Below are 19867 nucleotides of genomic sequence, written 5' to 3' on the forward strand. Positions count from 1 at the left end.
CGTCCCATTCCCCGGCGGGGGCGCCCGCCCGGCATCGCGCCGGATCCGCCATCGCACTCACAGTTGCAGCATCCCTTCGCGGCTGCCGGCCAGGATGGCGAGGATCTGGTCGAAGCCGACCGGTTTCACCAGGTGCCCGGCGAAACCGGCGTCGAACGCCATCTGCCTGTCCTTTTGCTGGCCCCAGCCCGTGACGGCCACCATCACCGTGTCGCGCATGCGGGGCAGGCGCTTGAGGGCACGCGCCAGGTCGTAGCCGTTCATGCCGGGCAGGCCGATGTCCAGGAAGGCGTAATCGGCGGTGAAGCCGTCGGCGACGGCCAGCGCCTGCTTGCCGTCGTGGCACACCTCCACCGTGTGGCCGGCCGCGCGCAGCAGCGCGCCTATGCTGTCGACGAAGTCGACGTTGTCGTCCGCCAGCAGCACGCGGTGGCGCGCGCCGGACGCGCCGGCGGCCGGCGCCACCGCCTCGTCGTCCGCCGGCGGCGCCAGCAGCGGCAGCAGCACCGTCAGCTCGGTGCCCCTGCCGATGCCGTCGCTGTGGGCGGTGATGGTGCCGCCGTGCAGTTCCGCCAGCTTCCTGGCCAGCGACAGGCCCACCCCCAGGCCCGCCGTGCTGCGCTCCAGCGAGGTGTCGGCCTGCACGAACATGTCGAAGATCTGGCCCAGCATGTGCGGCGCCACGCCGATGCCGTTGTCGCGCACGCGGATGCGCAGCAGCGAATGATGGGCGCTGTCGTCCACGTCCGCCGTCAGTTCCAGGCGGCCGCCGCGGTTGGTGTACTTGGCCGCGTTGTTGAGCAGGTTGGACAGCACCTGCGCCAGCCGGGTGGCGTCCCCCAGCACATACACGGGCTCGGCCGGCAGCGCCACGTGCAGCGCGTGGCGCTGCGCCTCCACGAGCGGGCGCACCAGTTCCAGCGCGTCGCCCACCACGGCCTGCAGCGCCACCGGCTCGCGCTTGATGGTGAGCTTGCCGGTGTTGATGCGCGAGACGTCCAGCAGGTCGTCCACCAGCCGCACCATCTGCTTCAGTTGCCGCTCCATGATGGCGCGCGCGCGCTCGCCGGCCACCTTGTCGTCGGCGTTCACGCGCAGTATGTCCAGCCCGGTGCGGATCGGCGCCAGCGGATTGCGCAGCTCGTGCGCCAGCGTGGCCAGGAACTCGTCCTTGCGCCGGTCCGCCAGCAGCAGCGCGCGCTCGGCGCCCTGGCGCACCGTCATCTCGTGCTCCAGCGTGCGGTTGGCCTCCTGCAGCGCGTGGGCGCGCCGCCCCACCTCGGCCAGCATGTCGTTGAAGGCGTCGACCAGAGTGCCGATCTCGCCGCTGGCCGCGCCCGGCACGCGCAGGCTGAAGTCGCGCCTTTGCATCACCTCGCGCGCCACGCCGGTGACGGCGGCCAGCGGCCGCGTGATGCCCTTTTGCAGCCGGTGCGCCACCAGCGCCGCCAGCAGCAGGCTGAGCACCATCACGCCGCCCAGGATGGCGGCGTAGCTGCGCACGCGGTCGAGCAGCCGGTAATGCGCGCTGAGGTAGACGGTGCCGATGGTCTCGCCGTTCTCCACGATGGGGTGGTTCACCACCAGCCGGCCGCCCTCGATCGCGTAGCCGGTCCGGCCCGGCTTGTCCGGGAACACCGGCGTCTCCTGCACCGACTGGGCGTAGGCGGCGAACAGCGTGCCGTTGGCGGAGTAGATGGCGCCGGCCTGGATTTGCGGCCGCACGCGCAGCATGGCCAGGTTCTGGCGCGCCGCGGCCTGGTCGTTGAAACTGAGGGCCGGGCTGCTGACCACGGCGACAATCTGGGCCTGGGTGGTCATGTCGTCCACCCAGTACTGCTGGAAGGAGTCCAGGTCGTACAGCAGCATGCCGCCGGAGGCCGCCAGCAGGGCCGCGAAGGTGGTGGCCAGCGCCATCGCCACCAGCTTGCCCCGCACGGTGCGGGGCTTGAGGCGACCCAGCATTACGGGGCGCCCTTTTGGACGTGGTAGGCCACCGACAACAGCCGCGAGCTCAGTTTCAGGCCGCTCTTCTCGGCCGCCGGCAGCGACACCTCGAAGCGCACGCGGTCCTCCACCAGGCGGAAATTGATCACGCTGCCCTGCTGCAGGCCGTTGTCGGTCTCGGTGACGGTGAGCACGCCGTTCTGCTGCGCCGCGCGCAGCACCTGGCCGCCGCGGGCTGCCTCGCTGCCGACGAACAGCATCTGCAGGCCGGCCGGCGGGTCGCCCTCGCGCAGCGCGCGCACCACCACCGCGCGGTTGTTGACGGCGCGGCCTGCGGTGATGCGGGTCAGCTCGGCGGCGATGTCGTCCGCGCCCAGCACGCCCACCACCAGCGGGCCGGCGGCGCCCGCCTCGTGCTGCGGGTACTCGACATAGCCGAGGAACTTGTACAGGAAGGCCGCCTTCACGCCGCGCTCCACGTTGGGCGCGGCCGCCGGCGGGTCGGCCCCGACCGCCAGGCACGACAAGGTCAGCAACAGCAGCGCCAGCAGCGCCAGTCCGTTCAGCCATTGGGCGGCGGCGCGCCAGCGCTGGGCGGCCGGCGGCCCGTCCGGCGGCGCGTGGCGGGCGGTGCTGTACGTCAGGCCGGCGTCGCCGGCGGGGCTTAGTATCGCCATGTCAGCTTCAACAGTGCCGTGCGTTCAAAAACGCTGCGTCCGAGCAATCCGCCGAATTCCGGATGTTTGCTGTGCAGCAAATTCTGGCCGATCAGCGCCAGCTCGATGTGCTCCCGCGGCTTCCACAGCCATTGCAGGTCCATCTCATAATACGATGGCACGGCCGGATTGGGCAGTTTGCCGTTGTAGCGCAGCGTGGCGTCGAGCTGCTGGGTGTCGGAAAAATCATACGACGAGCGCAGCAGCCAGTGCAGCTTGGGATCGTTGGTGCCGAACGCGGTGCCGATCGCGGCGTCCCTGCTGCCCTGGTCCACGCTGAAGCCGATGTCCTGCGCGACCATGCCGCCGCTCAGGCGCCAGTCCCGGCCGGCCTGCCAGCGGCCCCACAGCTCCAGGCCGCGCGTGATGGCGTTGCCGCCGTTGCGGTGCGCGAAGCCGAACACCGGCACCGGCTCCTGGGTGCGCAGCTTGTCGTAGCGGCCGTAGAACAGCGTGGCCGAGTAGCTCAGGCTGGCGGTGGGCTGGTCCCGGTAGCCCAGCTCGGCGACGTTGGCCACCTCGGAGACGAAATCCTGCCCGCCTCCCAGCAGGAAATACGGCTTGCCGGCGATCATGATGGGCTTGGCGGGCGCGTACAGGTCGCGGTCGATGCGCGAGGGCGCGCGCACCGTGCGCGCCAGGCTGGCCCAGACCAGCCGCTGCGGCCCCGGATTCCACGCCAGGCGCAGGCTGGGCAGGTACTCGGCGCCCGTGTAGCTGTTGCTTTCGACCTTGAGGCCGGCCGTCGCGCGCACGCCCTCGGCCAGCGTGATCTCGTCCTGCGCGAAGACGTTCCCCCAGTGCATGTCGAGCTTGCTGGGCAGGAAGGCGAAGCCGCCGCTGGTCACCTGGTCCCACGAATGGCGGTAGCCGCCGCCCCACACCACCGCGTGCCGCGCGCCCAGCCGCACCGAGTGCTGGGCCTCGAGTTCGGCCGTGTTGAGGCGGTCGATGAAGTTGGCCGGCTGGTTGCGCTCGGTGTGGTCCAGCACCAGTTGCAGGCGCAGGTCCGAATCGTCGGCCAGCTTGCGCGTGTAGCGGCCGACCAGGTTGGCGCCGGAGATGACGATGTCGCGCGTGTTGATCTGGGCCATCCTGCCCTGGTAGGCGTCGCCGCTGACGGTCAGGCCGCCGTCGAGCAGGTCCGTGTCGGCGCGGAAGCCGGCCTGGCGCCGCTGCATGCCGAAGCGGGTGTTGACGCCGGCCGCGGTGTAGGTGTCGTCGACCTGCATGTAGCGCGCGTACAGGCGGTAGTGGCCGCCGTTCGGCAGCCCGGCGCCGAAGCGCGCGGTGCCGTCCTTTTCGTTGGCGCCGGCCACCACGCTGGCCAGCGCGCCCGCCGTGTCCTTGGCGGACTTGGTGATCACGTTGATGACGCCGTTGACGGCGTTGACGCCCCACATGGTGGCGCCCGGCCCGCTGATGACCTCGATGCGCTCGATGTCCTCCATCACCAGGTCGTGCGCGTCCCAGTACACGCCGGAGAACAGCGGCGAATAGGTGGTGCGGCCGTCGATCAGCACCAGCAGCTTGTTCTGGAACACGGTGCCGAAGCCGCGCGCGGTGATGGCGTAGTTGCGCGCGTCCACCCTGGCCACTTGCAGGTTGGGCGCCAGCCGCAAGGCCTCGGGCAGCGAGCGCACGCCGCCGCGCCGGATCTCGCCGGCGCTGATGATGTAGATGGAGGCGGCGGCGTTGCCCAGCCTTTCCTCCTGCCGGGACACCGAGGTGATGACGATATTGCTGAGCTGTTCGATGGAGAGGTCGGCCAGGTCGCCGTCCGCGACCGTCGCGGCGCCGGCGGGCCCAAGCGCCAGCAAGGTGGATACGGCCAGGGTGCAAGCGAGTCTTATTTGCATAGTCCGTCTCGGAGGCTATTGTCTGAAGGAATTATAAACATTTCCCCCCTGGCGGGCCCGCACAATTTGCCCCGTTCGCCCCTGTCCCGGACAAAAAGGACCAGCCGCGCAACAGATCGGCCAGTCCTCCCCCGCCGCCGGCTCAGCGCTCCGGGGCGCGCTCCCGCAGCGAATGGATGTAGGCGCTCAGTTCCCAGATCTCACGCGGGGAAAACGCCTCCTTCCACGGCGGCATTTGCAGCGCGCCGCGCGTCTTGCCGTTGCTGATGGTGTCGAACAGGTATTGCGGCGCCAGGTCGCCGCGGCCCTGCAGCGGCGCGCCCTTGCCGCCCGAGCCGGCGTTGCCGTGGCAATACACGCAATTCTGGTTGAAGCGCTTTTGCCCGGCCGCGATGGTGGCCGGCGCGTCGAGGTCGGCCGGCGGCGTAGCCCAGGCGAGGCCGGACAACAGGAGCAGGATGGGCGTGAGGGTGTTGTGCATGGCGGCCTCCGGGCTCAGTCGAGGGCGAACACGACCATGGCCGCGCCGCCGGTCAGGTCCTTGATCGCGGGGAAGGCGCTGGCCATGAAGCCCGGCGCCAGAGAGCCCCAGCCGCTCGGCACCGCGATGTACTGCTTGCCGTCGACGGCGTAGCTGATGATGCCGGCGCGGATGCCGGAACCGGTCTGGAACTTCCACAGCTCCTTGCCGTCGTCGGCGTCGTAGGCGTGCACGTAGCCGAACGGGTCCCCGTTGAAGACCAGGCCGCCGCCCGTGGCCAGCACGCCGCCCAGGCCGGGAATCGCGTAGTTCACGCTCCATTTCAGCTTGCCAGTCAGCGGGTCGCGCGCGTCCAGCCGTCCCTCGGCCGGCCGGTCCGGCGGCGCCACGGCCTCCAGCTTGTCCACGCCCAGGTACAGGCTGGCGATGCCCATGCCCTTGGTCTCCTGTTTGGCCGGCACCACCTTCTGGCACACCTCCATCGCGTTGGTGTACCACAGCTTCGTTTTGGGACTGTAGGCGCCCGGGTTCCAGCTGCGCGTGCCCAGCAGGTAGGGACACAGCAGGGTCTCCTGGCCGGCCGGCATGGCCTTGCGACCGATCAGTTCGCCCGTTTTCGGATCGATGGTCTTGACGAAGTTGTAGGTCTGGCTCAGCGGCCACACGTTCTCCAGCTTGCCGTCCGCCTTGTCCATCACGAACACGAAGCCGCTCTTGTTCAGGTGGACGATGACGTCCTTGCCGTCCTTCTTGACGATCAGCGCCTCGTAGGCCGCGTCGTAGTCGAAGGTGTCGTGCGGGATCTCCTGGCGGTGCCATTTCAGCTTGCCCGTTTTCGGCTCCAGCGCCAGCAGGCTGGCCGTGTACAAGTTGTCGCCCTTGCGCGCGTCGCCGTAGAAGTCCGGCGCGGCGTTGCTGGTGCCGATGAACACCGAGTCCGAGGCCGCGTCGTAGGTGCCGGGCAGCCAGGCGCCTCCGCCGCCGACCTGGCCGGTGCCGTCCGGCCAGCTCTTCGGATCGTCCTTGATGGTGTCGAAGGTCCACATCCTCTCGCCGGTGCGGGCGTTGACGGCGTAGATCTTGCCGCGCTGCGGCTGGTCGCCGCCGGTGCTGCCGCCGATCAGCACGTCGCCGGCCAGGATGGGCGAGGACGAGAACAGGCAGCCGAAGCAGGTTTTCAGGTCGGTCAGCTGGGTGGACCAGGCCTCCTTGCCGGTCTTCTCGTCGATGGCCACGAAACGCCCGTCCAGCGTGCCCAGGTAGATGTGGCCGTGGCCCATGGTCAGGCTGCGGCTCAAGGTGGCGTAGAAGCTCTGGCTGGCGATGGCGGCCAGCTTGGGCTGGTAGTGCCACAGGGTCTGGCCGGTGGCCGCGTTGAGCGCGAACACGTTGTTGTTGGGGGCGACGTAGTACATCACGCCGTCCTTGACCAGCGGCGTGGAGATCAGGCCGGCCGTGATGTCGCCCGGCTGGTGGATCCAGGCCGCCTTCAGGCCCTTGACGTTGTCCTTGTTGATCTGCTCCAGCGGCGAATAGCGCCAGCCGTTGGAGCTGCGGTGGTACTGGGTCCAGTTGTTCGGATCGGACTCGCCGCCGGCGCCCGGCATGGCCGGGGCCACGGCGTGCGCCGGCGTGGCGGCGCCCAGCATGGCGGAAACGACGGCGGCGCCGGTGGCGGCGCAAGTGGCGGCATAGGCGGCCGCGATGGCGGCGGCGCGGCGGCGTGGTGCGGAATTGCTCATGGTGTTCTCCTGTATGGGCGGCGGGCGGCTTACCACATGAAACGGGCGCCGGCGGTGGCGTAGTCCGTGTCGGTGCGGTGCTGGAAGACGGGGTTGTGGCTGAAGCGGGAATTGGCCAGCTCGCCGTACACGGTCAGGTAGCGGTTGACGGCGTAGTAGGCGCCGGCGATGTGCGACTGCGCCAGGTGGCCCTGGCTGGCGGCCGTGTCGTCGATGCGCGTGCGGCCGTAGCTGTAGCGCAGCGACAGCGCCGCCGTCGGGCGGTACACGATCTGGCCGAACACGCCGCGGCTTTTGCGTTCGCGGCCGTCCACGTCCAGCGCGTCCAGGTCCTGCATCAGCACCGAGCCCAGGCCCTTGCCGCCGAAGCCGGACAAGTGCAGGTTGAACGGCCCGACGTCCGCCGTGGCGCCGGCGGACACGCCGCGCGTGCTCACGGTGTCGTCGGCGCAGGCCAGGCCCGCCGCGGTCAGGCAATGGCTGGCGCGCTGCCAGGTGAAGTCGCCGTAGACCTTGAGCTTGAAGCCGCCGTCCTGGTGGCGGAAGTAGGCGCCGCCCTCGACGCGCGGCGAATTGGTGCGGTCCGCGCCGGAGCCGGCGAACACGTTGCGCACCTGGCTCGGGTCGTACACGCCCACGGAGAAGGTCAGCGGCGCGGACTGCGGCGAGTTGTAGCGCAGGCCGGCGTTGAAGTTGGTGTACATATAGCCGGCGTTGAAGGTGGCGGCCAGCGCGTTGGTGGTGTTGACGTTGTCGTAGCCGGTCAAGCCGCCCGCCAGCACCGAGGCGTCGGCCAGCACCGGTTCGCCCTGGTAAATGCTGTAGGCCTTGCCGAACACCAGTTCGCCCCAGGGCGCCGACAGCTTGGCCCAAATCTCGCGCGGGTCCAGCGCCTTGGCGCCGGTGTTGCCGACGTTGCCGGCGTTGCGGAAGTTGCCCTCGCCCGATTGCGCGTTGATGTAAAGGCCCACGCGGCTGCTCAGGGTCATGCCATCGACGGCGGGCGCCGTGACGTTGAAGGCGATCAGGCTGGGCGTGGTGCCGGAGGTCATGCGGAAGCCGGTGGTGTCCGGGCTGTCGCCGTTCTGCTTGTGGGCCTGCAGGATGATCCAGCCGTCGGTGCTGTACTTCCAGCCGTCCGCCGTTTCGAAGCCGACGCCGGCCGAGGCGCCGGCGCTGGACGCGAGGCAGATGGCCGCCGCCGTGGCGCGCTTGCTAAAGTGATGCATGGTTTGTCTCCAGTTTGGATGATTTGTTATGGGTGCTACGGGTGCTACGGGTGCCGCGCTTCAGATTTCCTTGCGTTTCATCGCGCCGGCGATGTACTCGGCCTGCCGGATCGCCAGCGCCACGATGGTCAGGGTGGGATTGGCGGCGGAGCTGGAGGTGAACTGGCTGCCGTCCGAGATGAACAGGTTCTTGATGTCGTGCGCCTGCCCCCACTTGTTGACGACGCCGTCGCGCGCCAGCGCGCTCATGCGGTTGGTGCCCATGTTGTGGCTGGCCGGGTAGGCCGGCATGTCGATCACGCGCGTGGCGCCGACCGCCTCGGACAGGCGGCGGAACTGGCGCAGGCCGTGCGCGGCGATGGCCTCGTCGTTGCTGTGGTAGGTCTTGGTGACGATGGGCACCGGCAGGCCGTACTGGTCCTTCTCGGTGGGGTGCAAGGTGATGCTGTTCTGCTCGCGCGCCATGTCCTCGCCGCACACCCACACGCAGCTCATGTGGTCGTACATGTCCAGCGCCGACGTCACCTCCCTGCCCCAGCCGCCGGGCTTCATGAAGGCCGCCGTGTAGGGCAGGCCGAGCGCCAGCCCCTCCAGGTAGTAGCCGCCGTTGAAGCCGCGCCGCGTGTCCAGGTCCACCTCGTCCGCCACCACGGCGCCGATGTCGAAGCCGCGGTACATATAGACCGGCTTGCGGTGGATGGCCAGCGCCGCCGCCGTGGCGTGGTTCATGTAGTTCTTGCCGACCTGGCCGGAGGAATTGGCCAGGCCGTCGCGGTAAAGGCTGGAGGCGGAATTGAGCAGCAGCCGCGGCGACTCGATGGAGTTGCCCGCCACGCACACCACACGCGCCTTTTGCAGCTGGGTGCGGCCCTTGGCGTCCACGTACAGCACGCCGGACACCTTGCCCGACTTGTCATGCTCGATGCGCAACACCATGGCCTGCTGGCGCAATTCGGCGCGGTTGGTTTCCAGCGCGCGCGGGATCTCGGTATACAGGGTGGACCACTTGGCGCCGATTTTGCAGCCCTGCATGCAGAAGCCGATCTGCATGCAGGCCGGGCGGCCGTCGTTGGCCTTGCTGTTGGAGGCCACCGGCCGCACGATCTTCTTGTAGCCGATCTTGCGGGCGCCGGCCGCCATCACCTTGTAGTGGTTATTCTCCGGCATGGGCGGCATGCCGCTGGCTTCGGAACCGGCCACGCCCATCTTCTTCTCCGCCTTGTCGTAATAGGGCGCCAGGTCCTTGTAGGTGATGGGCCAGTCCAGCACATTGGCGCCCTCCACCTGGCCGTAGACCGTGCGGGTCTGGAAGTCGTGCGGCTGGAAGCGCAGCGCCACGCCCGAAAAGTGCACGGTGGAGCCGCCCACGCCCTTGACGATCCAGGCCGGCAGGTTGGGATAGGTCTTGGTGTGGTGCCAGCCGCCGGCCGAGATGCGCTTGTCCAGCCACGAGATCTTGTTGAACATCGCCCATTCGTCGTTCTCGAAATCGGCCTGCGTGTAGTGCTTGCCGGCCTCCAGGATCACGACCTTGACGCCGCGCTGGGCCAGTTCGTTGGCCAGCGTGCCGCCGCCCGCGCCCGAGCCGATGACGACGACCACGTCGCGGTCGCCGGTGCTGTATTTGATCGCCATGCTTGTCTCCTCGTTTTTGCTTTAAATCCAGTCGATATCGTTGAAGCCGCGGTCGACGTAGCCGCCCTTCTCCCACGACGAGCCCTCGTAGCCGAACAGCGGGAACACCGCCTTGTTGTCGTACAGGCCGGTGACCAGGCCGCCGTGTATCTTCTGGAAGAACGGCGTCGCCTCGATGTCGCGCAGCACCGCCACGCGGTCCTCTTCCTTGTCGATGGCGAGGTAGTCCTTGCCGTGGCGCGCGCGGGCGCCCTGGTTCAGCAGCGCCACGCCGTCGGTCAACAGCGCCTTCAGCGCCGGGTCCTTCCTGGCTTGCGCGTCGTAGGGCGCGATGGCGTGCTGGTAGTACTTGTCGGCCAGCTTGTCGTGCGGGAAAATGTCGCGCGCCATGCGCAGCAGCACGGCGCCCGCCTCGCTTCCCAGCACCGTGAACGCCTGCGCCATCGCGGCGCCGGGGCCGGCGAGCAGCGCGCCCGCCGGCATCACGGTGACGCCGATCGACGCCAGTCCGCTGCCTTTGAGGAAGCCGCGCCGCGTCAGCGTCGCGGCCTTGCTGACCAGGCGCATGCGGGATTCCTTGTTGTCCATGTCGTCTCCTTCGCTTGTAGTTGTGTGATCCGTGGTGTCAATAAATCTCGGCGCCGGAGGGCTCCGGGGCCAGTTCGAACAGCGCGTAGCTGAGCGCGCGCCGCAGCGGCGCGGCCACCGCGTCCAGCCAGTCCTCGCCGCCGGCCTCCTCCTCGCACGAGGTGTTGCAGGCGGCCAGCGCGGCGGCCTCGCTGTCCGGCCTTCCCAGCGCGCGGGTCAGCAGCAGCCAGTCGGGCCGCGCCAACTGCAGGCCGGCCACCAGCAGCACGCCGCCCCGCCGCCGCACTTGGGCCAGGCCGACGATCTTCCGGCGCCCCACCACCACCTCCCATGGCGAATAGCCGCCATAGCAGGCCCAGGCCAGCCGCTCGCCGGCGTCGCGCTGCAGCGCCCGCGCCTCGTCCGGCGTGATCGCGTGGGCGGCGATGCCGAGGCTGCGCAACACGCCGGCATACAACTCGCCCAGCCAGCGGTAGCTGTGCACCAGTTGCTCCGATGCGAGCGGATGCCCGTGCGGCAGCAGCACCGAGGCGCTCAGCATCCATGGGCCGGTCAGCACCGCACCGCCGCCGGCCTGGCGCAGCACCAGGTCGATGCCACCGGCGGTGCCGCCGGCCAGCAACGCGCGTTGCGAACAGCCCAGCACCACGGCGGGCGCGTCGTAACGCCACAGCTGCATGGCCGGGCCATCCGCAGGCCCGGCCAGTTGACGCGCGTTCCAGGCCTGTTCGTCGTGGCAGGTCGCCAGGACGGGCTGGCGCGGGGCGTTCCATAGCGGCGCGAACATTTACAGCCCCTCGCAGGATTCCAGCCGCGCCTTCAGCTCCGCGAGGAACAGCGCGGCCGGGTTGCCGTCGATGGCGCGATGGTCGAACACCAGCGACAAGGTGGTCATCGGCACGATCAGCAGCTTGCCGCCCTGGACCACGGGCCTGTCGGCCACGCGCGCCAGCCCGAGGATGCCGACCTGCGGCGGGTTCAGGATGGGCGTGAACCAGTCCACGCCCGCGGCGCCCAGGCTGCTGACGGTGAAGGTGCCTCCCTGGTAGGCCTTCGGCGGCAGCTTGCCGGCCCGCGCGCCGGTCGCCAGCGCCACCGCCTCGGCGGCCAATTGCTCGATGCTCTTGGTGTCGGCGTCGCGTATCACCGGCACCGCCAGGCCCTCGTCCAGCGCCACCGCCAGGTTCAGGTGCACGCCGGGCATGTGCTCGATGGCGCCGTCGCGCATCAGCGCGTTCATGGCCGGGTGGTTGCGCAGCGTGAGCGCCAGCGCGCGCAGCACGATGGGCGTGATGCTCAGGCGCGTGCCGGGACCGGCGCGTTCCTGCAGGCGCGTGCGCAGCAGTTGGCAGCGGCGCATGTCCACCTCCATCCCCAGCGCCACGCGGGGCGCTTGCCAGCCGGCCGTCATGTTGCGCGCGATGCTGCCGCGTATGCCCTTGAGGGGGACCAGCACCGGCGCGGCCGCATCGATGGCGTGGCCGTCCATCACGCCGCCCGCAACGTGGCCAGCGGCTTGCCTTGGGCGACCGTGGCGTCGGCCTCGATCAGCACCTGGTCGAGCACACCGTCCTCCGGCGCCAGCACGTCGATGCTGGTCTTGACCATGACGACGACGGCGACGCTCTGCCCGGCCTTGACGCTGTCGCCCGGCTTCACCAGCCACTGCTCCAGCAGGGCCTCGGTGCCCGGCTCCACGTCCTGCCATGCGTCCTGGGGTAAATGAATTTCGCTCATGCTGCTTTCCTTTCAATGATGTTGGCGGATACGAGTTCGCGCGCGGCGGCGACGATGCCGTCCACTTGCGGAATGACGAATTGCTCCAGCGGGCGCGCGTAGGGGATGGGCACGTCCGGCACGGCCAGCCGTTTCACCGGCGCGCGCAGGGTCACGCTGTCGAGGTTCTCGGCGACGATGGCGGCGATCTCGCCGCTCAGGCCGAAGCTCAGGTAATCCTCGTCGGCGATCAGCAGGCGCCCGGTCTTGCGCACCGAATCGAGAATGGCCTGGCGGTCCAGCGGCACGATGGTGCGCAGGTCGATGACCTCGGCGTTGATGCCCTCCTTCGCCAGTTCGGCGGCGGCCAGCACGGCCTTTTGCACCATCTGGCTCAGGGTCACGATGGTCACGTCGGCGCCCTCGCGCACCACGCGCGCCTGGCCGAAGGGAATGGCGTACGCCTCCTCCGGCACCTCGTTGGTGCTGCCCTCGAAGTAGGACATCCACGGCAGGCCCATGATCCCCTTGTGGAACATGAACACCACCGGGTTGTTGTCGCGGATGGACTGGATCATCAAGCCCTTGGCGTCGTAGGCGTTGGACGGCACCACCACCTTCATGCCCGGCAGGTGGGCGAAGGTGGCGTACAGGCACTGGGAGTGCTGGGCGGCGTCGTTGTAGCCGCCGCCGATGCCGGTCATCAGCACCATCGGCAGGCTGATGTTGCCGCCCGCCATATAGGTGTTCTTGGCCATGTGGTTGTAGATCATGTCCATGCACACGCCGAAGAAATCGACGAACATCAGTTCGGCGATCGGCCGCATGCCCTCGGCGGCGGCGCCGATGGCCGCGCCGATGAAGGCGGTCTCGGAGATCGGCGTGTCCATGATGCGGTCCTTGCCGAACCTGGCCAGCAGGCCGGTGGTGGCGCCGAAGATGCCGCCGTACTTGCCGACGTCCTCGCCCAGCACGAACACCTCGGGGTCTTGCTGCATTTCCTGCGCGATGGCCTCGGCGATCGCTTGCGCCATCGTCATGCGGCGCGCGGTGTCATTGATACTCATAGTCTTGGTCTCCAATGGGTGGTGTCAGCAAAACACGTGCCGCAGCGCGTCTTCCGGCGCGGGGTCCGGGCTGTTGCGGGCGAAGGCGTAGGCCTCGGCCACGCGCGCCTTGGCGCCGGCCACCAGCTCGGCGTCGGCCGCGTCGTCCAGCAGGCCGTGGGCGCGCAGGAAGGCGGCCAGTTGCGGGATCGGATCGTTCTTGCGCGCCTGCTCGGCCTCGCCCTTGGCGCGGTACACCTCCGGGTCCCCCTGGAAGTGGCCGTGGTAGCGGTCCGTCTTCACTTCGATCAGGGTCGGTCCCTCGCCGCGGCGGGCGCGCGCCACCGCCGCGCCGGCGGCCTCGAACACGTCCAGCGCGCTGTTGCGCTCGACCAGGATGCCGTGCATGCCGTAGGCCGCGGCGCGGTCGGAGTTGTTGGCGATGGCGGTGGAATCGGTCTTCTCCACCGAGATCGCGTACTTGTTGTCTTCGCAGATGAAGATCACCGGCAGCTTCCACAGCGCGGCCAGGTTCATGGACTCGTGGAAGGCGCCCTGGTTGGTGGCGCCCTCGCCGAAGAAGGCCACCGCCACCGCGTCGGTGCCGCGCTTTTTCGCCGCCAGCGCGGCGCCGCAGGCCGGCGGCATGCTGGCGCCGACGATGCCGCTGCAGCTGAATTTCACGGCCGGGTCGAACAGGTGCATGTGGCCGCCCTTGCCGCGTCCCAGGCCCGTGGCCTTGCCGAACATCTCGGCCGTCATCTCCGGCATGCGCACGCCTTTCGCGATGGCGAAGTGGTGCGAGCGGTGCGCGCCGACCACGGTGTCGTCCGCGCGCAGGTGGGCGCAGACGCCGACCGCCACCGGCTCCTGCCCCGCCGCCAGGTGCATCTCGCCGGGCACGGGACCGGAGCCGATGTCGAAGGCCAGGCCTTTCTGGATATTCGGCGGCAGCTTGCCTTCCAGGTAGACCTTGACCATGGTGTCTTCGAATTCACGGATCGCGATCATGGTCTGGTACATCCAGATCAACTGCTCTGACGTGTGTTCCATTTACTCCTCCTTTGGTTATGACTGCGTGTTCTTCACCGGTATTTCGCAACAACCATGCCAGCCGAAAAAGCCGGTTTGAACGCGATACGGCCCGCCGTTGCGGGGCTTTTGCGCGACGGTTGGCACGGCAGTTGTCTCAATCGCGGCGACAGGTGTAGCGCCGCGGGCGGTCCGTCACAGCGCGGCGACGATGCGCTCGGCCAGCCAGAACAGGGACACGGTCGCGCAGGCCAGCGCCACGCAGCTTTGCAGCCGCGGCGCCCATTCCGCGCGCCAGGCTTGCATGGCGCGCAGCGCCAGCCAGGCCAGACCGGCAACCAGCAGCTGGCCCGCTTCGACGCCGAGGTTGAAGAACAGCAGCGTGGCCAGCGGCGGCGCGCTGCTGTCGGCCAGCAGTTCGCGCAGGCCGAAGGCCAGGCCGTAGCCATGCACCAGGCCCACGGCGGCGACCGACGGCAGGCCGGCGCCTCGGCCGCGGTGCAGCGCCGCCAGCGCGGCGCCCAGCAGCGACAGGGCGATCGCCACCTCCACCCAAGGCTGGAACCAGCCGCCGGAGGGCATCCAGCCGAACAGGCCGGCGCCCAGCGACAGCGAGTGGCCGACGCTGAACGCCGTGATGCGCCAGGCGATGGGCTTGAGGCGCAGTGGCCCCAGCACCAGGCAAAGGACGAACAGCAGGTGGTCCCAGCCTTGCAATATGTGTTCGCATCCCGCCAGCAGGAACATGCGCGCGGCGCCGAGCAGCGAAGGGTTCAGCGGAACCGGCGACGCCAGCGGACCGGCGGCGGTGTGGGTGCGCACCGCGCCGCCCTCGTGGAAGAACAGCACGTTGGCGATGTCGGCGAGGCCGCCGGGATCGGCGTCGGCCAGGCTTGAGAAGGACAGCGGCGGGTAGCCGGCCGCGCCGGCCGCGACGGGATAAAGCAGCTCGGCGTCCACCAGCACGTGCCGGGTTTCGGTGAGCTCGGGGGCCGCGCCTGACGCGGCGCCGGCGTCCGTGTGCGCCGCGACGCGCGCCTGGGCCAGCGTGGTGAACGGCGGCACCCGGCCGCGCCTGTGGATGCGCACCGCCAGCACCCGCGCCGTCACGGCCTCTCCGTTGGCGCTGAGCCGGTGGCCGTCCGCCAGCAGGCGGCCAACCCGCTCCAGCCGCGCCTGCGCGGCGGCCGTGTCCAGGTAGTGGAACAGACGGCCGCTTTCGAGGCGGTTGTAACCGATGTCGCCGGAGCGCGGCAGCAGCGGCAGCGACAGCCGCACGTAGGCCGCGAGGCCGTCCGCGCGCGGCTCGAAGTGGACCACGCGCACCAGGCGGTCCGCCGATGGATGGGCCGCCGCCGCGCCCATCCACGCCAGCAGGCCCACTGACAGTGCCAGCGACAGGACCATCGGCGGGAGCGGCGGCCGGACCAGCGGCGGGAACAGCCGCGGTAGCAGCCGCGCCAACGCGCGCCGCGCGGCGCGCCAGTCGCTGCGGCCCATCGCCTACTTCGCCGGCGCGCGCGGGTCCCACAGCAGGCGCTTGGCGCCCTTCTCGTAGGCGCGCCCCTTGGGATAGCTGACCAGCTCCAGCTGCATGCCCCACGGCGCCAGGAAGTACACCCAGGTCAAGCCCGCCGCGGGGCCTTCCTTGAAGGTGCTGGGATCGCCCAGCACCTTCACGCCGCTGGCCTTCAGGTAGGCCACGGCCTTGTCCATGTCGTCGACATAGAAGGCCAGGTGGTGGCCGCCCACGTCGCTGTTGCGCGGCGGCCGGGGCGCCTGCTTGGGCGCGGCGTATTCGAAGATTTCCAGGTTGGTGCCGTAGCCGCAGCGGACCATGCGGAAGCGCTTGATCTCCGCGCGCGGATCGACGTTCAGATGCACCTGCATCCAGTCATCGTCGAACTTGAAGGCGCCCAGGTCGAACGAGGCCTCGCAGCCGATCACCTTGACGAAGAAGTCCACCGCCTCGGCCATGTTGGGCACCGTCATGCCCAAGTGGTCCGAACCGCGCATGCCCGGCAGGCTTCCCGCCTGCGCGCCCGGTGGCAGCAGCATGGCCGGCAGGGCAAGCAGGGCCGAAGCCAGGATGTTGTTGTATTTCATGCATATCTCCTTGGATTTTTTGATGTCGTCGCGGCCGCGCCGGATGGCGGGCGCAGTCTGGCTTCGCAAGAAACGCACCAGCCGGCGCGGGCCTTCCCTCGCGGGGCTGGCCGCCGCGCGCGCCATGCGACAGCTGTTTCTAAAGCGACGAAGTGAGACAACTGTCTCACCGCGCACGGCCCGGAAGGGCCGCGATTGCTCGCTTGCGGGGTGGCATTGCGCTTGCTAGCATGGTCTATATCAAATCAATATCCTGGACAGACCGGGGAACGGAGACCAGACATGACCACCTTTGCCACCGTCGACGAGGACCTGGCGTTACTGCGCTCGCGCGGCATCGCGCGCGCCGACGCCGACCCGCTCATCGTGCGCTCCTGGCGCCGCTCGCTGGGCAAGTACAAGCTCGATCCGGGCCGCCGCCAGGCGCCGCGCGTGCTGGCCGGCGGCCAGCTGCGCGACCACCAGGACCCGATGGAACCGATGATGCAGATCGCGCGCGGCGGCGTGGAGTACCTGTTCAACCAGGTGCGCAGCGCCGGCTACGTGGTGCTGCTCACCGACTGCCAGGGCGTGACCGTGGACTTCAAGGCCGACCCGTTGCAAAAGCGCGAACTGCGCCGTTCCGGCCTGTACCTGGGTTCCTGCTGGTCGGAAGAGGAGGAAGGCACCTGCGCGGTGGGCGCCTGCATCGCCGACCAGAGCGCGCTGACCGTGCACCAGGCCGAGCACTTCCGCTCGACCAACACCACCCTCACCTGCAGCGCCTCGCCCATCCTCGACACCGACGGCAGCCTGCTGGCGGTGCTGGACGCGTCCGCGCTATCGTCGCCGGGGGACAAGCGCAGCCAGGCGCTGATGCTGCAGCTGGTGTCGGTGTCCGCCAAGATGATCGAGAACGCGCACTTCCTGAAGAAGTTCGAGGACCACTGGATCATCCGCCTGAGCCGGCGGCGCGAGTTCGCCGAGGTGGTCACCGACGGGCTGATCGCGCTGGACCACCTGGGACGCGTCATCGCCGTCAACCGCAACGCGCAGCAGGCCTTGCAGGGCGGCGAGCACACGCTGCTCGGCAAGGCCGTGGACCAGCTGTTCGACACGCGGCTGGAAGCGCTGCTGGCGTCGTCCGGCGCGCAGCACCGCTCGACGCTGGCGCTGCGCGCCCTGCACAGCGGCCGCCAGTACTACGCGCTGATGCGCACACCCAGCGGCCGCACGCTGTGCGTGCAGCCGGCCAGGAGCGCGCGCTCCAGCCATCCGTCCGTGTCCACCCTGCTGACATTGGACGAACTGGCCGGCGAGGACGCGCAGATGATGCGCAACGTGGCCATCATCCGGCGCGTGATCGACAAGGGCATCGCCATCATGCTGCAGGGCGAGACCGGCACCGGCAAGGAGGTGTTCGCCAACGCCATCCATCACGCCAGCGAGCGCGCCGAGCAGCCCTTCGTGGCGCTCAACTGTGCGGCGATTCCGGAATCGCTGATCGAGAGCGAGTTGTTCGGCTACGCGGACGGCGCGTTCACCGGCGCGCGCGCCAAAGGCATGCGGGGCAAGCTGGTGCAGGCGCACGGCGGCACGCTGTTCCTGGACGAGATCGGCGACATGCCCTTGCAATTGCAAACGCGCCTGCTGCGCGTGCTGGCCGAGAAGGAGATCGTGCCGCTGGGGGCGGAAAAGCCGGTGCCGGTGGACGTGCAGATCATCTGCGCCACGCACCGCAACCTGCTGGACCAGGTGGTGACGGGCCAGTTCAGGGAAGACTTGTACTACCGCCTGAACGGCATGAAGATCCACCTGTCGGCGTTGCGCGAGCGCGGCGACATCTCCACCCTGATGCACAGCGTGCTGGCCAGGGTGGCCGCCGAGGCGGGAGGGGGCGAGGTGACCATCGCGGCGGAGGCGCTGCGGGCCTTGCTGGCCTACCGCTGGCCGGGCAACCTGCGCCAGCTGATCAACGCGCTGCGCGCCGCGCTGGCGCTGTGCGAGCACCATCACATCGGCCTGGAGGACTTGCCGGCCGATGTGCGGGAGGCGACGCAGGCCAGGGGCGGCGGCGCGCCGGTGGCGCTGGCCGAACCGGCCTCGCTTGAAGCGCCGGATGATGAACGCGGCAGGCTGCTGCGCGAGTTGCGCCGGCAGCGCTGGAACGTGACGCGCGCGGCGCAGGAACTGGGCATTTCGCGGGCCACGATCTATCGGAAAATGGACAAATTCGGCATCGTGGCGCCAAACGTGGCGGAGGGGGCTTAGGCGCCGCGTCAGAACGTGTGGCGCACGCCCAGATTCCACGCGCGGTCGCCGATGCCGCCAGGTATTGCGGCGTGCACTGCCGGCCGACCGTGACGGTGCCGAAGCGCTGGCCGCCCAAGCCGACATAGGCCTGGCGGCCGAACAGCAGTCCGCCCTGCCCGGACGCCCCGGAGTCGGTGTTGAAGCCGCTTTCGAGCAGGAACACGGCGCTCATGCCCGCTCCCATGTCGTCGCTGCCCTTGAAGCCCAGGCGGGACCCTGCCGCGATCTCGTCCATGGCGTTGGCCGATTCGGCCACCAGTTGCGCCGCGTACGACTCCATCGCCCTCAACGCCGGCCTGGCGGCGACCGCCGGCGGGATGCGCATCTGTGGCCGGGTCTATCTGGGCGCCCTGCGTGGCCGCGTACAAGTCAGAAACCGTCGGCAACACCTTTCTAAAAGGTTCCCATTTTGACATTGAGAATTGGTGAGTTTCACAATTCCCAAGAGTCTGGCATGGATGGACAATCAACAGCCAATAAAAATGATTTCAACTGGCGGGCAATTCTGGGACCGAAGCGCAATGTCGTTGTTGGCGGGAACAAGAATTTGAAGACTTGAAGAGACGGTTATGCATGTAAAGAGCACCATACCGGCACTGGCGGCAGGTCTGCTGATGACCCAAGGGGCCATGGCCGAGAAATATCGTTGGGACAATGTTGCAATGGGCAGCGGCGGGTTCGTCACGGGCGTCGTGGCCAACACCTTCCGGACCCAGAGCACGCAGCCGAAAACCATTTACGGCGACCGCATCTTCACCTCGATCGATGCCGGCCGCACCTGGACCGACTTGATGGACCGCGACATGAGCGTCGACGCCAACGGCCTCGATTGGATCCATGGCTCGATGATCCACTGGGCCGGCTCGATCGAGTTCGATCCCTTCGATCCGAAGAGCGCATGGGTCGTGTCGGGCAATGGCATGTTCAAGACACGCGACATCGACGCAGCCAAGAGCGTGTGGAAGTTCGACGGACTGCGGTCACTGGCTTGGTTGTGAACAATGCGCGCCCAGTGGCCGACCCGGTCAATCTCGACACCGGTCGTGACCGGCGACATTTGCAAATAAACGCATTCAAATAGCTACTACCATGAAAAACACACTCAAGCTCATTTTCGCCCTCCTTGCTTTCCCGGCCTCCTCCGCCGCTTTCGCGCAAGCTCACAATCCATTGATTTTTGCTGATGTGCCGGACATGGCCATGATCAGGGTTGGTGGAAATTACTATATGAGCAGCACGACCATGCACATGAATCCGGGCGTGCCCATCATGAAGTCGACGGATCTCGTCAACTGGAAACTGATCAATTATGCTTATGACACTCTGGCCGATATGCCGGAGCTGAATTTGACGGATGGTCAAAACACCTACAGCAAGGGAACCTGGGCCAGCAGTCTGCGCTTCCATAAGGGTATGTATTACCTCACCACGTTTGCGCAGACCACCGGTGAAACCTATATTTTCAAAACGAAAGACAT

The 19867-nt window shown here is 68.5% G+C and carries 18 protein-coding genes and 1 pseudogene; 3 read left to right on the forward strand and 16 right to left on the reverse strand.

Annotation, left to right across the window (positions count from 1 at the left end):
- Positions 1-57 precede the first annotated feature (57 nt).
- The 15 genes from BM436_RS30215 to BM436_RS30285 all read right to left on the reverse strand — a co-directional run bounded on the left by BM436_RS30215 (position 58) and on the right by BM436_RS30285 (position 16097).
- Positions 58-1965, reverse strand: coding sequence for a sensor histidine kinase, YfiR-like protein-associated (locus BM436_RS30215; RefSeq protein WP_093559795.1), 1908 nt, complete (start codon positions 1963-1965; stop codon positions 58-60).
- Complete coding sequence (locus tag BM436_RS30220; RefSeq protein ID WP_093559797.1) at positions 1965-2624, reverse strand: TOL_0243 family YfiR-like periplasmic protein; 660 nt, start codon at positions 2622-2624, stop codon at positions 1965-1967. Before BM436_RS30220 ends, BM436_RS30215 begins: the two co-directional genes overlap by 1 nt.
- Positions 2612-4522, reverse strand: a complete 1911-nt coding sequence (locus BM436_RS30225; RefSeq protein ID WP_093559799.1) for a TOL_0244 family TonB-dependent receptor — start codon at positions 4520-4522, stop codon at positions 2612-2614. The genes BM436_RS30220 and BM436_RS30225 overlap by 13 nt, the downstream gene beginning before the upstream one ends.
- Before the next feature lie 142 nt (positions 4523-4664).
- The gene (locus BM436_RS30230; protein WP_093559800.1) at positions 4665-5003 is read right to left on the reverse strand and encodes a c-type cytochrome; all 339 of its coding nucleotides are present in this window, start codon (positions 5001-5003) and stop codon (positions 4665-4667) included.
- Positions 5004-5017: 14 nt separating this feature from the next.
- Positions 5018-6745, reverse strand: coding sequence for a pyrroloquinoline quinone-dependent dehydrogenase (locus tag BM436_RS30235; protein WP_093559802.1), 1728 nt, complete (start codon positions 6743-6745; stop codon positions 5018-5020).
- 29 nt (positions 6746-6774) lie between these two features.
- Positions 6775-7974 carry a porin family protein gene (locus BM436_RS37320; protein ID WP_093559804.1) on the reverse strand — a complete coding sequence of 400 codons (1200 nt, stop codon included), beginning with the start codon at positions 7972-7974 and terminating at the stop codon, positions 6775-6777.
- 60 nt (positions 7975-8034) lie between these two features.
- Entirely contained in the window at positions 8035-9609 is a 1575-nt protein-coding gene (locus BM436_RS30245; RefSeq protein ID WP_093559806.1) for a GMC family oxidoreductase, read from the reverse strand.
- A 21-nt stretch (positions 9610-9630) separates the two neighbouring features.
- Entirely contained in the window at positions 9631-10197 is a 567-nt protein-coding gene (locus tag BM436_RS30250) for a gluconate 2-dehydrogenase subunit 3 family protein (RefSeq protein ID WP_218164961.1), read from the reverse strand.
- A 37-nt stretch (positions 10198-10234) separates the two neighbouring features.
- Complete coding sequence (locus tag BM436_RS30255) at positions 10235-10984, reverse strand: lipoate--protein ligase family protein (RefSeq protein ID WP_093559808.1); 750 nt, start codon at positions 10982-10984, stop codon at positions 10235-10237.
- Positions 10985-11686 (reverse strand): dihydrolipoamide acetyltransferase family protein, encoded by a 702-nt coding sequence (locus tag BM436_RS30260; protein WP_093559810.1) that lies wholly within the window; start codon positions 11684-11686, stop codon positions 10985-10987.
- Complete coding sequence (locus BM436_RS30265) at positions 11686-11934, reverse strand: lipoyl domain-containing protein (RefSeq protein ID WP_093559812.1); 249 nt, start codon at positions 11932-11934, stop codon at positions 11686-11688. The genes BM436_RS30260 and BM436_RS30265 overlap by 1 nt, the downstream gene beginning before the upstream one ends.
- Entirely contained in the window at positions 11931-12980 is a 1050-nt protein-coding gene (locus BM436_RS30270) for an alpha-ketoacid dehydrogenase subunit beta (protein WP_093559814.1), read from the reverse strand. The genes BM436_RS30265 and BM436_RS30270 overlap by 4 nt, the downstream gene beginning before the upstream one ends.
- Before the next feature lie 24 nt (positions 12981-13004).
- A complete protein-coding gene (locus tag BM436_RS30275; protein ID WP_093559816.1) occupies positions 13005-14012 on the reverse strand; it encodes a thiamine pyrophosphate-dependent dehydrogenase E1 component subunit alpha in 1008 nt (335 codons plus the stop codon).
- A 174-nt stretch (positions 14013-14186) separates the two neighbouring features.
- Entirely contained in the window at positions 14187-15491 is a 1305-nt protein-coding gene (locus BM436_RS30280; RefSeq protein ID WP_093559818.1) for a HupE/UreJ family protein, read from the reverse strand.
- A 3-nt stretch (positions 15492-15494) separates the two neighbouring features.
- On the reverse strand, positions 15495-16097 hold the full coding sequence (locus BM436_RS30285; RefSeq protein WP_093559841.1) for a VOC family protein: 603 nt from the start codon (positions 16095-16097) through the stop codon (positions 15495-15497).
- Positions 16098-16379: 282 nt separating this feature from the next.
- Here BM436_RS30285 and BM436_RS30290 point away from each other — a divergent pair, with 282 nt between their 5' ends.
- On the forward strand, positions 16380-18347 hold the full coding sequence (locus BM436_RS30290) for a sigma-54-dependent Fis family transcriptional regulator (RefSeq protein WP_093559821.1): 1968 nt from the start codon (positions 16380-16382) through the stop codon (positions 18345-18347).
- Between the two features lie 46 nt (positions 18348-18393).
- On the opposite strand, the pseudogene BM436_RS30295 reads toward BM436_RS30290, so the two are convergent.
- Positions 18394-18669: pseudogene (locus BM436_RS30295) on the reverse strand (porin); the annotation flags it as partial.
- 289 nt (positions 18670-18958) lie between these two features.
- Here BM436_RS30295 and BM436_RS30300 point away from each other — a divergent pair.
- Both BM436_RS30300 and BM436_RS30305 read left to right on the forward strand, forming a co-directional pair.
- The gene (locus BM436_RS30300; protein WP_143133373.1) at positions 18959-19387 is read left to right on the forward strand and encodes a hypothetical protein; all 429 of its coding nucleotides are present in this window, start codon (positions 18959-18961) and stop codon (positions 19385-19387) included.
- Between the two features lie 91 nt (positions 19388-19478).
- Positions 19479-19867, forward strand: a 389-nt coding sequence (locus BM436_RS30305; RefSeq protein ID WP_143133374.1) for a family 43 glycosylhydrolase, incomplete at its 3' end; no start/stop codon positions are given.

This window comes from Pseudoduganella namucuonensis, from assembly GCF_900116645.1.
Lineage (GTDB): Bacteria > Pseudomonadota > Gammaproteobacteria > Burkholderiales > Burkholderiaceae_D > Rugamonas > Rugamonas namucuonensis.